Raw genomic sequence first — 13,618 nt, forward strand, 5'->3', positions numbered from 1 at the left:
CCCGGGTCGGGCCGCGCTCCCGCCGCACTGTGTGCGCCCCGCGCAGGACTCACCCGGATCGGGCCGCGCTCCCGCCGGACTGTGTGCGCCCCGCGCAACCCGCTCGGCGTCGACGCCCGCGCCCTGCGCGACCCGGGCGCCGGGAGGGCGCGCGGTCGCTAGGGTGCCGGACGTGAGCGGCGCCGATCCCCTGCTCGACAGCCTGCGCGCCGCCGTCACGGCGGCGCCCGAGGACATGACCCTGCGGCTGCACCTCGCCGGGCTGCTGCTCGACGCGGGCGAGCAGCAGGAGGCGATCACCCACGTCGCGGCGGTGCTCGGGCGGGAGCCCGGCAACACCGCGGCCACCGGGCTCATGGCGCGTGCCCTGGCTCCCGAGGCGCCCGCACCCGCCGTCGGGACGCCGGCCTTCGACTGGGCGGCGGCCGAGGCCGAGGTCAGCGACGTCGTCGGGCCCCGGTTCGCACCGGAGGCCGAGGACCCTGAGCCGGTCCCGGCCCACCCGCCGTCGGGAAGCACCCGCTTCGCGGTGGAGCGCCCGGACCTGCGCCTCGCCGACGTCGGCGGCATGGACGCGGTGAAGAAGCGCCTCGAGGCCGCGTTCCTGGCGCCGCTGCGCAACGAGAAGCTGCGGGCGCTCTACGGCAAGAGCCTGCGCGGCGGGCTGCTGCTCTACGGGCCACCGGGGTGCGGCAAGACGTTCTTCGCCCGGGCGCTCGCGGGCGAGCTGGGCGCGGGTTTCCTCGCAGTCGGCATCCACGACGTGCTCGACCAGTGGGCCGGCACCTCCGAGCGCAACATGCACGACGTCTTCCTCGCCGCCCGCGCCGCGGCCCCCTGCGTGCTGTTCTTCGACGAGCTCGACGGCATCGCGCAGAAACGTTCGGCCGTGGTCGGCGGGGTGCTGCGGCAGGTGATCACGCAGATGCTCGCCGAGCTCGACGGGGTGTCGGCCGACAACGAGGGCGTGTTCGTCCTGGCCGCGAGCAACATGCCGTGGGACGTCGACCCGGCGCTGCGACGGCCGGGCCGGTTCGACCGCACGGTCCTCGTGGTCCCGCCCGACGACCACGCCCGCCGCGCCATCCTGGAGTACCACCTGCGCGACCGGCCGGTGGAGAACGTGAAGCTCAAGCCCCTGGTCGCCCGCACGGAGGGGTTCTCCGGCGCCGACCTGGCCCACCTCTGCGAGGCCGCGACCGAGCACGCCCTGCTCGACTCCGTCAGCACCGGCACGGCGCGGATGATCAACCAGGACGACCTGCTCGCGGCGGCCGCCGAGATGCGACCGTCGACCGGGCCGTGGTTCACCACCGCCCGCCAGGTGGCCCTGTACGCCAACGGCGACGGCACGTACGACGACCTCGCCGCCTACATGAAGCGCCGCAAGCTGCTGTGAGCGGCGAGGCCCGGCGGCGGGCGGGGCTGCTGGTCGACGCCCGCCAGTACGACCTCGCGCGCCCCGAGATCGCGCGGGCGCTCGCCGAGGACCCGGACGACGCGGCGGCCTTCCACGTGCTCGCCCTGCTCGAGCAGCGGACCGGGAACCACGACGAGTCGCTGGCGGCGCTCGACCGCGCGGCCGAACTCGGCCTGCCGCCGACCGCCCACCTCTACACGCGGCTCAACACGCTCTACCACGCCCGCCGCTTCCCGAAGGCCGTCGCGACCGCCGAGGAACTGCTGCGCCACGACCCGCAGCACGTCCTCGCGCACGTCCTGCTCGCGCAGATGCTCGGCGGGGAGGGCCGCGCCGACTACCACCGCGCCCGCGCGCACGGCGAGCACGCGGTCTCCCTCGCTCCGGAGAACGACCACGCCCACTACGCCCTGGGCCAGGTGCTCGCCTCCACCCACGGCCGCTCGGGCGCCCGGGCGGCCCTGCCGCACCTGCAGCAGGCGGTACGACTCAAGCCCGACGACCCGGCGAACCTCAACGCCCTCGGGCTCGTCGACCTGACCCTCGGGCGCTCGCGGCGGGCCCTGCGCTCGTTCGCCGACGCCCTGGCGGTCGACCCCACGCTCGAGCCCACGGCGTTCAACGTCCCGCTCGCGATGCTCGGCCTGGTGCGCCGCGCGGGCCTGGTCCTCACGGTGCTGTTCCTCGCGGCGGCCGTCGCCGGGGTGGCGTTGGCACCGCGGCTCCCGACGTCGGGTGCGGGCGCCTCGGCGGGCGCGGGTGCGCCCGGGCACGCGGTGGCGGTCGTGGCGGTGCTCGCCGTCGTCGGGCTGGTCGCCGCCTGGCTGCGGCGGGCGGTGCCGGCCTCGCTGCGGCCGGCGGCCTCGCGGGCGTGGCGCCGGGACCCGGTCGTCGCGCCGCTCATGGTCTCGTCGGCGGTGACCTCGGTGCTGAGTGCGGTGCTGGTCGTCCTGCCGGTGCCGAACGGCGTGCACGTCCTGCCGTTGCTGCTGCTCGGGCTGGTGGTGCGGGTCGTCGCGGTGCTGGTCAGCCGGGCCCGCACCGCGCGCTACGGGCAGGACCGGCGCACCGAGCGGGCCGAGCTGTGGCGGCCCCCGGAGCGGCCGCCACGACCCGACGTCACGCGCTCTTGACGACCTCCTGGAACTCCATGTCCATGCCGGCCTGGGCGAAGTTGTCCAGGTCCGCGACCGCCTTCTGCCCCGCCTCGGACCCCAGCGACGCCTGCGCCGCCTCCTTGGAGTCCCAGTCGAGGACCGCGATCAACGCGTGCGGCGGCTTCGAGCCGTCCGGCGTCTCGCACACCCCCCAGGTGAACGACCGGAGGTCCGGCAGGTCGTTGGCCAGCGGGGCGTGGACGTCGCGGTAGTGCGCGACGAACGCGTCCATGTCGGCGGGGTGGTGGTAGCTGGCGGTCAGGCGGTACATCGGTGGACCCTCCCTGCGCGGAATTCCGTGTGCGCTGCAACACAACCAGCCCGACCCGCCGTCGGGAAAGGGGTCAGGCGGAACCCGTGACGATCGGGTTGCGGGCACTCGCCGCCGGCTGCCCCGGCGCGGTGTCCGGGACGAACAGCTGCCAGTCACCGCTGACCATCGTCGGGTGGTCGATCACCCGCGCGCCGTCGGCGTAGTAGGTCGCCCCGAGGACCATCCGCGGGGTCGTCGTGTGGTTCGCGCCGGCGGTGTGGAAGCACAACGTCGAGTGGAAGCTGACGTCCCCGAGGGCGAACGGCTCGTCGTGGACGACCACCCCCGCGCCCCGCAGCGCCTCGGAGACCCGGAGGTCGTAGGAGGTCCCGACCTTGTCGAACGGCACGTCGGCGACCAGCCGCCAGGTGTCCATGCCGCGCGCGAACGAGAGCGGGCCCATCGCGGCAGGGACCGGCTGCAGCGGCATCCACGTGGAGATGACGTCGTGGGAGTCCAGCGGGAAGTGGTGGGCGTCGTAGTGCCACGGGGTACGGCCCGCGCCGGGCTCCTTGCAGAGCGCGCTGTCGTGGTAGAGCCGCAGCGTGTCGTGCCCGAGGAGTGCGGCGCAGATCCCGGCGATGCGCGGCGAGAGCACGGCCGCGCGGACCAGCGGGTCCTCGAGCCACATCATCTCGCGGGCACGCAGCGCGGACCCGGTCGTCGTCGCGAGCAGCTCGGTCAGGCGACGGCGCAGCACCTCGGCGGCACCCGGGGACACCACCCGCGGCAGCACCACGAAACCGTCCGCGGCGAAGGCGCCCGCCGCGCCGAGGGGCAGCTCGTAGGGCTCGGCGAGCTCGGCGATCACCGTGTCGTCGTCGGGCAGCGGGCCCGGGTCGGACGCGGGGAGCTCGACCAGCGCCGGCGGCGTCCCGTTGTCCGCGAGGGACATGTACCAGTCCCACCACTGCTCGTTGTCACCGTCCCAGGCGGGGGCGACGTCGTCGGGGGCACCGGCCGCGGTGGCTTCGCTGAGGTGCGGGTTCATGTCGGTCTCTCCCATGTGATCACGTCGACGACCTGGGTGAACCGGTAGCCGTCGTCGCCCTGTCGGCCGGCGAGGTACTCCCCCACCGCGCCCTCGGTCTCCATCCGCTCGAGCGGGATCGAGTCGTCGAACACGCAGCGCTGCAGGAAGCCCTCGACCACCCGGCGGTCGGGGTGGCCGACGTCGTAGCGGATGGTCGCGACGGCGGGCTCGACCCCGGCGGCGACGAGGGCCTCCCGGACCTGCTCGGACGAGGTGAAGGGCACCGCGTCCGGCGCGAACGTCCCGCGGTACGCGTCGGCGAAGCGCAGGTAGTGCGAGGCCGGGGCGGCGTGCACGATCGCGCCGAAGCCGCCCGGGCGCTGCGCGGCGACCATCCGGGCGATCCCCGCGCCGATCTCGGTCGGCGGGACGGCGTAGAGGGCGTGCGTGGCCCAGGCGACGTCGAAGTCCCCGACCTCCGCGGGCAGGTCCTGGATGCGGACCTCGTGCTCCGCGCGCACGGCGAACGGGGCCGCCAGCACCGACCGGGCCTCGGCGAGCGAGAACGACGACGGGTCGAGCAGGTCGATCTCGACGCGGAGGTCGCCGACCGCGGTGGCGAGCCCGCGACGCTGCAGCTCGGCCGGGAACTTCCCGCTGCCGCACGCGACGTCGAGCACGGTGGTCGTGGTGTCGCGGGCATGGCCGCGCAGGTCGGCCGCCCAGTCCCGCGCCGCGACCATCTGCCGGTAGTCCTCGGTGGCGAGCGCGTAGAACGCCTCCATGCCCGCCCGGCCCTCCTCGGCCCAGTGCGCGAGGCTGCGTTCCTCCGTGGTGCCCTGCTGCGGCATGTGTCCGCGCCTCCGTAGGTGCCGTGATGGCTGCCTCCGAACAGAACCACGTCCCCCGCGGTTCGGCAGGGCGAGCACGGGACCGGCTCAGCGGCGCAGGCGCGCGACCACCCGCGTCGTGAGCGGGTCCAGGAACAGCGTGAGCAGGGCGTAGTAGCCCACGGCCGGGACCACGACGACGAGCACCAGGGCGAGCACGATGTCGACCGTGGCCGCCGCCGACCCGACGACGAACGCCTCCGGCGGCCGGCGCGGGTCGTCGTGGGCGAGCGCCGTGCGGCGCATCAGCACGGCCATCGCCGTGAGCAGGCCGGTGGCGAGCGTCAGCACCCCGATGTAGGTGCGCAGGACGAAGGGGTCCGGACCGTAGGTCGAGGTCAGCTGCGTGGTGAACGGCAGGAGGACCACCGTCAGCACCCACCCGAGGTTGAGCAGCACCAGCAGCGGGGTGAGCCGCGCGCCGAACCCGAACAGCCGGTGGTGGACCAGCCAGAGCCGCCCGATGACGGCGAAGCTCAGCAGGAAGCTGCCGAACACCGGGAGGTTCTCGACGACGAGCCGCGCCGGCGGGACCGCCGGGCGGTCGTCGGCGGGCACGAGTTCGCTGAGCTGGAGGACGAGCAGCGTGAGCGCGATGGCCACCGACGCGTCGACGAAGGCGACCATCCGCTCCTGACCCGGCAGTGCCGCCGGGTCCGGCTCGTCCACCGCGCTCACAGCAGGTCCGCGACGTGCCCGGTCTCGTTCACCGACCGCACCTTGCGACGACCCGAGCGCGAGACGAGCACCCGGCTCAGGCTCGCGTGGTCCAGCGGGAACGTCAGCGGCCGCCCCAGGCCCAGTTCGAGCGCGAGGAACAGGTTGATCGTCCCCGCGTGGCAGACGACGAGCACGGTCTCCCGGCCGGCGTCGGCGTGCCGGGCGACGATCCGGTCGAAGGCCCCGCGCACGCGGGCCGTGAAGGCGCCCACGTCGACGAACTCGGGCAGGAACCCCTCCTGGATGCGCTGCCAGTCGGGATCGTCCGACCCGAGCCGCTGGTGGACCGGGGTGTACGACGAGCGCCCGGCGTCGAACTCCGCCAGGTCCTCGTCGACGACGGGGGTGAGGCCGAGGGCGTTCGCCGCCGGCTCGGCGGTCTCCTGCGCGCGGCGCATGCCCGAGACGACGATCTCGGTCACCTTCTCGCCGGTGTTGTTCGCCGCCCACCAGCCCAGCGCGCTGGCCTGCACGCGCCCGCGGGAGGACAGCTCGGGGTCGGCGGGGCGACCGTCGGGGGTGGCCTCCGCGGCCACCGGCTCGGCGTGGCGGACGAGGACGAGCTGCATGATCGGTTCTCCCGTCGCTTCGCTCGCCTCGTCAGGAGGCCGCGGGGACGTGGTCGCCGTGGCCCGCGGCGCGCAGCCCGGCCCGGATGCGCTCGGCCTGGTCGTCCATCGCCGCCGGGTCGGGGTCGGACGCGGCCTGCGTGAAGTCGAAGGCCTCCAGCCCCCACGCCGGGTGGACGTGGACGTGCAGGTGGGGGACCTCGAAGCCCGCGATCATGAGCGCCACACGCGGGGGCTCGAAGACGTCGCGGATCACCGTCCCGATCGTGCGCGCGGTCGCCATGGCGTGCTCGAAGAGCCCGGTTGGCGCGTCGATCCACTGGTCAATCTCCTCGCGGGGCACCACGAGGGTGTGGCCGGGCCCCAGCGGGTTGATCGAGAGGAACCCGACGACCTGCTCGTCGGACCACACGAAACGCCCGGGGATCTCGCCGTTGATGATCTTGGTGAAGACGGTCGCCACGCGGCGGAGCCTAACGACCCGAGGGTGTCGGTGGGGGCCGGTAGCGTGGCGCCGGTCGGTGTTCGAGGTGTTGAGGAGAATCGATGCAGCCCTGGCCGGGCACGTCCTACCCGCTGGGTGCCACCTACGACGGGGCCGGCACGAACTTCGCGCTCTTCAGCGAGGTGGCGACGGGCGTCACGCTGTGCCTCTACGACGCCGAGGGCGCCGAGACCCGGATCCCGCTCCCGGAGCGGGACGGGTTCGTCTGGCACGGCTACCTGCCCGGCGTCGTGCCCGGACAGCGCTACGGCTACCGCGTCGACGGCCCGCTCGACCCCGAGGCCGGTCAGCGGTGCAACCCGCACAAGCTGCTGGTCGACCCGTACGCGAAGTCGATCGACGGCTCGCTGGGGCAGACCTACGGCTGGGACGAGTCGCTGTTCGGCTACCACTTCGACGACCAGGACGAGGTCAACCACGACGACTCGGCGCAGCACGTGCCGAAGGGCGTCGTCGTCAACCCGTTCTTCGACTGGCACGACGACCGCCCGCCCCGCACGCCGTACCACGAGACGGTGATCTACGAGGCGCACGTCAAGGGCCTGACCTACCAGCACCCGGACATCCCCGAGGAGATGCGCGGCACGTACTCCGCCGTCGCGCACCCGGCGACGATCTCGCACCTGCAGCGGCTCGGGGTCACCGCGATCGAGCTCATGCCGGTGCACCAGTTCGTGCACGACGACGCGCTGGTCCAGCGCGGCCTGCGCAACTACTGGGGCTACAACACGATCGCCTTCTTCGCGCCGCACTTCGGCTACGCGAGCGCCGGGCCCACCGGGTCGACCGCGCCGGGCTCGCAGGTGCAGGAGTTCAAGGCGATGGTGCGCGACCTGCACGCCGCCGGCATCGAGGTGATCCTCGACGTGGTCTACAACCACACCGCCGAGGGCAACCACCAGGGCCCCACGCTGTCCATGCGCGGCATCGACAACCAGGCCTACTACCGGCTGGTCGACGACGAGCCGCGCTACTACATGGACTACACCGGCACCGGGAACTCGCTGAACGTCCGGCAGCCGCACACCCTGCAGCTGATCATGGACTCGCTGCGCTACTGGGTCACCGAGATGCACGTCGACGGCTTCCGCTTCGACCTGGCGTCCACCCTCGCGCGGGAGTTCTACGACGTCGACCGGCTGTCCACGTTCTTCGACCTCGTCCAGCAGGACCCGGTGATCTCGCAGGTCAAGCTGATCGCCGAGCCGTGGGACGTCGGTCCCGGCGGGTACCAGGTGGGCAACTTCCCGCCCGCGTGGACCGAGTGGAACGGCAAGTACCGCGACACCGTCCGCGACTTCTGGCGCGGCACCCCCGGCACGCTCGGCGAGTTCGGCTCGCGGCTCACCGGGTCGTCCGACCTCTACCAGGACGACGGCCGCCGCCCCTACGCGTCGATCAACTTCGTCACCGCGCACGACGGCTTCACCCTCAACGACCTCGTCTCCTACAACGAGAAGCACAACGAGGCCAACGGCGAGGGCGGCAACGACGGCGCCGACGACAACAACTCCTGGAACTGCGGCGTCGAGGGCCCCACCGACGACGCCCAGGTCCTGGAGCTGCGCCGGCGCCAGCGGCGGAACTTCCTCGCGACGCTCTTCCTCTCCCAGGGCGTGCCGATGCTGCTGCACGGCGACGAGCAGGGCCGCACGCAGTACGGCAACAACAACGGCTACTGCCAGGACTCCGAGATCTCCTGGATGGAGTGGGCCCCGGAGAAGGCCGACTCCGAGCTGATGACCTTCACCGGTGAGGTGTCCGCCCTGCGTGCCGCGCACCCGGTCTTCCGCCGGCGCCGCTTCTTCAACGGCCGTGAGATCCGCCCGGCCGCGCCGGGGTCGTCCGACGAGCCGCAGCGCGACATCGCGTGGTTCACCCCCTCCGGCGAGGAGATGGGCGACGACGACTGGGAGGCCGGTACCGCGGCGACGCTGACGGTGTTCCTCAACGGCGACGGCATCGCCGAGGCCGACCAGCGCGGGCAGCGGGTGCTCGACGACTCGTTCCTGCTGATGTTCAACGCCCACCACGAGGACGTCGAGGTCACGCTGCCCGGCGAGGGCCTGCCCGACCGGTGGGCGACGGTGCTCGACACCGTCGACGGCACCGTGGTGGTCGGCACCGCCCGCAGCACGGCGCTCACCACGGTCGACGCGCTGCCCGAGGACCTCGCCACGCGCGGCGGTGGCGACACGGTCACGCTCACCGCCCGCTCGATGCTGCTCCTGCAGAAGACGGACGCCGGCTCGTGAGCGCCCGCATCCCGTCCTCCACCTACCGGCTCCAGCTCTCGCCGGAGCAGGACTTCGCGGCGGCGACCGAGCTCGTCGGCTACCTCGGCGACCTCGGCGCGGGCGCGCTGTACTGCTCCCCGCTGCTGCAGCCCTCCCCCGGCTCGATGCACGGCTACGACGTCGTCGACCCCACGCGGGTCAACGACGAGCTCGGCGGCGAGCAGGCCCGCGTGGCGCTCGTCGGCGCGCTGCGCGAGGCCGGCCTGAAGGCACTGATCGACCTCGTGCCCAACCACATGGGCGTGGCCGTGCCCGAGGCCAACCCGTCGTGGTGGTCGCTGCTGCAGCTCGGCCCCGACTCGCCGTACGCGTCCTGGTACGACGCCGACCTCTCCGTGCCGGTCCTCATCCCGGTCCTCGGATCGCCGGAGGACGTCGAGAAGCTCGAACTGTCCGACGACGGGTCCGAGCTGCGGTACTTCGAGCACCGCTACCCGGTGGCGCCGGGCACCGGCGAGGGCACCGCGCAGGAGGTGCACGAGCGGCAGCACTACCGCCTCGTGCACTGGCGGCGCGGCAACGCCGAGCTCACCTACCGCCGCTTCTTCGACGTCTCCGACCTCGCTGCCGTACGGGTCGACGACCCCGAGGTCTTCGACGCGACGCACGCCGAGGTGCTGCGCTGGGTCGGGGCCGACCCCGACGTCGTCAGCGGCCTGCGCATCGACCACCCCGACGGGCTGACCGCGCCCGGCGCCTACCTGCGGCGGTTGCGTGAGCGGCTGGGCGACGACGCCTGGCTGCTCGTCGAGAAGATCACCTCGCTGCGCGCGGACGGGGTCACCGAGGCGCTGCCGGCGTCGTGGCCCGCCGACGGCACCACGGGGTACGACGCGCTGCGCGAGGTGTGCGGGCTGTTCGTCGACCCGCGCGGCGAGTCGCTGATCGAGCAGATCGCCGCGGAGCACACCGGCGAACGGCAGCGTCTGTCGGTGGCCGAGCACACCGCGAAGCGGCTGGTCACCGACGAGATCCTGCTCGCCGAGGTCAAGCGGATCGCCCGGCTCGTGCCGTCCGAGGACGGCGACGACGAGGCGACGGTGCAGGACGCGGTGGCCGAGCTGCTGGCGGCCTACCCGGTGTACCGGTCGTACCTGCCCGAGGGGCGCGCGGACCTGGAGCGGGCGGTCGACACCGCGTCGACCTCGCGCCCGGAGCTGGCCCCCGTGGTGCGCCGCATCCGGGCCGCGATGCTCGCCGACCCGGACGGGCCGCTGACCCTGCGCGTTGAGCAGACCAGCGGGATGGTCACCGCGAAGGGCGTCGAGGACACGACGTTCTACCGGTGGAACCGCTTCGTCGCCCTCAACGAGGTCGGCGGCAAGCCCGACCGGTTCGGCGTCTCCCCCGCCGAGTTCCACGCCGCCGCCGCGCACCGCGACGCGGCCACGCCGGTCGCGATGACGACGCTCTCGACGCACGACACGAAGCGCTCCGAGGACGTCCGGGCCCGGCTCGCCGTCCTGTCCGAGCTCACCGCCGAGTGGGGCGCGCTGCTGCGGACGCTCTCGGCGCGGCACCCGCTGCCCTCGCCGTCGCTGGAGCTGCTGGCCTGGCAGTCGGTTCTCGGCGCGTGGCCGATCACCGAGGAGCGGCTCGGCGGGTACCTGACGAAGGCCTCGAAGGAGGCGAAGCTCGTCACCGCGCACGTCGACGCCGACGCCGAGGTCGACGAGCAGATCGCCGCCTGGCCCGCGCAGGTGCTCGGGAACGCGGAGACGGTCGCGGAGATCGAGACCTTCGTGGCGCAGATCGACCGCCACGGCCGCTCGAACGCGCTGGGCCAGAAGCTGCTGCAGATCGCGGGGCCGGGCGTTCCCGACGTGTACCAGGGCACCGAGCTGTTCGAGTACTCGCTGGTCGACCCGGACAACCGGCGGCCGGTCGAGTTCGCCCGCCGCCGGGAGCTGCTCGCGCGGATCGACGGCGGGTGGATGCCACCCGGTGACGATCCCGACGGCGCCTCGAAGCTGCTGGTCACGGCGGCGGCCCTGCGCCTGCGTCGGTTCCGGCCGGAGCTCTTCGACGGGTACGCCCCGCTGCCGGCCTCCGGTCCCGCGGCCGAGCACGCCGTGGCGTTCGCCCGTGGCGGCCCGGCCGGGCGGGAGCGGCTCGTCGTCGTGGCGACGCGGCTGCCCGTGGGCCTCGAGGCGGCCGGCGGCTGGGCCGACACGGTGCTGCCGCTGCCCGGCGGGGCGTCGGACTGGACCGACATGGTCACCGGGGAGGCCGTCGACGGCGCCACCCCGGCCCTGTCGACCCTGCTCGCCCGCTACCCCGTGGCGCTGCTGGTGCGCCCGGCCTGACCGGTCGCGCGACGGGGTCGGTGCGCAGGCGCCGACCCCGTCGCCCGGGTCGGCGCGGCCCATGCGCGAGAGGTACACCAGGCACGATCTGACGCCCTGGAACCTGCACCATGTCCCACTCGCGAATGCGCGGGTCGCTGCGCCAGCCGCGAGAGGTACACCAGGCACGATCTGACGCCCTGGAACCTGCACCATGTCCCACTCGCGAGCGGCGACGCGCAGGAACGATCAGCGGCGCGGCTTCGGCGCGAGCGGGACGACCTTGCGGGCCGGGCGCACCGCCGGGAGCACCTCGGTCGCCGCCTCGACCGGGGACAGCGTCTCCGTCACCGCCTCCTCGACCACCGGACGCGCGACCGGAACCTCGCCGGTGACGGCCCGGATCGCCTCCTCGGGGACACGCCCGCGCTCCGACACCGGCACGGAGGTCCGCCGGGTGTCGCGGCGGCGGTAGATCAGTGCGGCGATGATCGCAACCGTCGCGAGGAACGGCACCACGAGCGTCCACCACGTCGTCCCGCGGAACGACAGGTTCAGCACCGCGTGCACCACCACGATCGGCCAGCACAGGTACGACGACCAGTGCACCCAGAACCACACGCGGCGCGAGATCCGGGAGCGCAGGAGCGAGGTCAGGATGATGGCCAGGATCAGGTCGAAGGCCACCGTCCCGAACGCGGCGCCGATCGGGTTGTACAGCGCGATCCCGGGCACGAACACGTCCACGACCCGCAGGTGCACGTAGTCGGTGACCAGCACCGTCACGATGTGCAGCACCACGAAGACGACCGTGATCAGCGACAGGTTCCGGTGCAGCGCCACCAGCACGAACCGGGGCAGCCCCAGCTCGGCGTTCTTCACCACCGAGGTGTTGTGCAGGATCCCCAGGACGACGACGAGGCTGAGCAGCAGCAGACCCATGGCCCCGAGGGCCCGCGAGACGAACCAGAGCTGGAGCACCGCGTCACCGCGTGAACGGCGTGTAGACGAGCGGACCCTCCTGCGGGCGCGTGTACTGGTACTCCAGCGGCGTCACGCGCGGCACGTCGGGCGCGGAGGCGGTCGCCGAGATCGCGGCCTGCAGACCGACGGTCAGGGCGGCGGCGACGGCGGTGATCCACGCCGTCGTCTCGACGATCATGCGCTTGTTCGTCTCGTGCTGGGTCTTCTTGCGCGCGCCCGTGCCCGCACGCACCGCTCCCGACGCCGCCACGCCGTCCAGGATGCCGGATGAAGTCGGCGTGAGATCACGCGAGGGCGGCTCGCAGCACCGTGTCGAGCGGGCGGGGCGGACGACCGGTCACGCGCTCGACCACGTCGGTGATCCGGTCCTCGGCGCTGGCGGCGATCAGCTCGTCCAACCCGGCCAGCACCTCGGCCATCGGACGGGGCAGTCCGGCCGCCACCTGGTGGTCGACGAACTCCCCGAACGACACCGACAGGTGCTCCACCGGGTGTCCGACGACCTCCGCCGCCACGTCGCACGCCTCGTCGTAGGACAGCGCCGCCGGCCCGGTGATCAGCTGCTCCCCCGGCGCCCCGCCCTGCACCGCGACCGCCGCAACCGCCGCGATGTCGTCCGCGTCCACGAAGGGCACCCGGCCCCGACCGGTCGCCGTCACCACCCGGCCCGCCCGGACCCCGGCCGCGACCGCGTGGTCGCCGGTGAAGTTCTGCGCGAACCAGCTCGGCCGCAGCACCGTCCACTCCGGCGCCTCGCGTACCAGGGTCGCGAGCCCGCCGTACCCGGTCGACGACGGCTCGATCAGCGACGACGACAGCAGCACCACCCGGCGCAGCCCCCGCTCCAGTGCGCGCCGCAGCACCGGTCCGACCACGGGCAGCGGGTCCGCCTCCCCCACCGGCGCCATCAGGTAGAGCGCGTCCGCGCCGTCGAAGGCCGCGTCGTGCGTCGTCGGATCGGCCCAGTCGAAGCCGGAGGCCGACCGCGACGCCCGCCGCACCGTCACCCCGTCCGCCTCGAGGGCCGCCACGACGCGGCGTCCGGTGGTGCCGGTCGCCCCGGTCACGAGGGTCACCACGTCGGACCACCTGCACCCGTCGTCGGGAAGGCCTGCGGGTTCCAGTAGTCGCGGTAGGACGCGATCCCCGCGTCGCCGACCGTGACCACGGCGACGTAGCGCATCTCGTACGGCTCCCCCGTCGCCACGACGTCGCCGGCCACGGCGAACTCGACGACGAGGGTGTCGGGGTCGGCCGTGTCGTGCCGGACGTCGGAGACCACGCGCCGGGGCAGCACGACGTCGGTGTAGCCCTGCAGGTGGGCGGTGACGGCGTCGCGCCCCTCCAGGTGCGTGACCCCGCCCGGCGGCGCGAACGGGAAGTCCACCGTCCCGTCCGGTGCCCACTCCCGGGCGAACGCCGCCATGTCGTGCGCCAGCACGGCCTCCAGCAGCCGGTCCATCGTGCGGTGCGCTCTCACCGGTCCTCCGTCACGTCGATACGGT

At 73.5% G+C, this 13,618-nt stretch carries 14 protein-coding genes; 4 read left to right on the plus strand and 10 right to left on the minus strand.

The features are described 5' to 3' along the window. The first annotated feature begins 172 nt into the window (after positions 1 to 172). Positions 173 to 1,399, plus strand: coding sequence for an ATP-binding protein (locus LN037_RS00690; RefSeq protein WP_230748860.1), 1,227 nt, complete (start codon positions 173 to 175; stop codon positions 1,397 to 1,399). Beyond that, on the plus strand, positions 1,396 to 2,553 hold the full coding sequence (locus tag LN037_RS00695; RefSeq protein ID WP_230748862.1) for a tetratricopeptide repeat protein: 1,158 nt from the start codon (positions 1,396 to 1,398) through the stop codon (positions 2,551 to 2,553). Before LN037_RS00690 ends, LN037_RS00695 begins: the two co-directional genes overlap by 4 nt. Here LN037_RS00695 and LN037_RS00700 read toward each other — a convergent pair. The 6 genes from LN037_RS00700 to LN037_RS00725 all read right to left on the minus strand — a co-directional run bounded on the left by LN037_RS00700 (position 2,540) and on the right by LN037_RS00725 (position 6,505). After that, positions 2,540 to 2,848: an EthD family reductase gene (locus LN037_RS00700; protein WP_230748863.1), complete on the minus strand. Its 309-nt coding sequence runs from the start codon at positions 2,846 to 2,848 to the stop codon at positions 2,540 to 2,542. The genes LN037_RS00695 and LN037_RS00700 overlap by 14 nt on opposite strands. A 73-nt stretch (positions 2,849 to 2,921) precedes the next feature. Next, the gene (locus LN037_RS00705; protein WP_230748865.1) at positions 2,922 to 3,896 is read right to left on the minus strand and encodes a phytanoyl-CoA dioxygenase family protein; all 975 of its coding nucleotides are present in this window, start codon (positions 3,894 to 3,896) and stop codon (positions 2,922 to 2,924) included. After that, positions 3,878 to 4,714 carry a class I SAM-dependent methyltransferase gene (locus tag LN037_RS00710; protein ID WP_230748867.1) on the minus strand — a complete coding sequence of 279 codons (837 nt, stop codon included), beginning with the start codon at positions 4,712 to 4,714 and terminating at the stop codon, positions 3,878 to 3,880. The genes LN037_RS00705 and LN037_RS00710 overlap by 19 nt, the downstream gene beginning before the upstream one ends. Positions 4,715 to 4,801: 87 nt before the next feature. Next, the gene (locus LN037_RS00715) at positions 4,802 to 5,431 is read right to left on the minus strand and encodes a TMEM175 family protein (RefSeq protein ID WP_230748869.1); all 630 of its coding nucleotides are present in this window, start codon (positions 5,429 to 5,431) and stop codon (positions 4,802 to 4,804) included. Continuing rightward, positions 5,428 to 6,042, minus strand: a complete 615-nt coding sequence (locus tag LN037_RS00720; RefSeq protein WP_230748871.1) for a histidine phosphatase family protein — start codon at positions 6,040 to 6,042, stop codon at positions 5,428 to 5,430. The genes LN037_RS00715 and LN037_RS00720 overlap by 4 nt, the downstream gene beginning before the upstream one ends. A 31-nt stretch (positions 6,043 to 6,073) precedes the next feature. Further along, complete coding sequence (locus LN037_RS00725) at positions 6,074 to 6,505, minus strand: HIT family protein (protein ID WP_230748873.1); 432 nt, start codon at positions 6,503 to 6,505, stop codon at positions 6,074 to 6,076. A gap of 83 nt (positions 6,506 to 6,588) precedes the next feature. Between LN037_RS00725 and glgX the strand changes: the two genes are divergently transcribed. Both glgX and treY read left to right on the plus strand, forming a co-directional pair. Continuing rightward, positions 6,589 to 8,802, plus strand: a complete 2,214-nt coding sequence (glgX, locus tag LN037_RS00730; protein ID WP_230748875.1) for a glycogen debranching protein GlgX — start codon at positions 6,589 to 6,591, stop codon at positions 8,800 to 8,802. After that, entirely contained in the window at positions 8,799 to 11,150 is a 2,352-nt protein-coding gene (gene treY, locus LN037_RS00735; RefSeq protein ID WP_230748877.1) for a malto-oligosyltrehalose synthase, read from the plus strand. Before glgX ends, treY begins: the two co-directional genes overlap by 4 nt. A gap of 228 nt (positions 11,151 to 11,378) precedes the next feature. Here treY and LN037_RS00740 read toward each other — a convergent pair whose 3' ends face one another. The 4 genes from LN037_RS00740 to LN037_RS00755 are packed head-to-tail and all read right to left on the minus strand — an operon-like array spanning position 11,379 to position 13,593. After that, on the minus strand, positions 11,379 to 12,110 hold the full coding sequence (locus LN037_RS00740; protein WP_230748879.1) for a ferric reductase-like transmembrane domain-containing protein: 732 nt from the start codon (positions 12,108 to 12,110) through the stop codon (positions 11,379 to 11,381). A gap of 4 nt (positions 12,111 to 12,114) precedes the next feature. Beyond that, a complete protein-coding gene (locus tag LN037_RS00745; protein WP_230748881.1) occupies positions 12,115 to 12,363 on the minus strand; it encodes a hypothetical protein in 249 nt (82 codons plus the stop codon). A 34-nt stretch (positions 12,364 to 12,397) separates the two neighbouring features. Beyond that, positions 12,398 to 13,192, minus strand: coding sequence for a Rossmann-fold NAD(P)-binding domain-containing protein (locus LN037_RS00750; RefSeq protein ID WP_230748883.1), 795 nt, complete (start codon positions 13,190 to 13,192; stop codon positions 12,398 to 12,400). Beyond that, positions 13,186 to 13,593 (minus strand): nuclear transport factor 2 family protein, encoded by a 408-nt coding sequence (locus LN037_RS00755; protein ID WP_230748885.1) that lies wholly within the window; start codon positions 13,591 to 13,593, stop codon positions 13,186 to 13,188. The genes LN037_RS00750 and LN037_RS00755 overlap by 7 nt, the downstream gene beginning before the upstream one ends. Between the last annotated feature and the right edge of the window lie 25 nt (positions 13,594 to 13,618).

Source organism: Actinomycetospora soli, assembly GCF_021026295.1.
In the GTDB taxonomy this organism is placed as follows: domain Bacteria; phylum Actinomycetota; class Actinomycetes; order Mycobacteriales; family Pseudonocardiaceae; genus Actinomycetospora; species Actinomycetospora soli.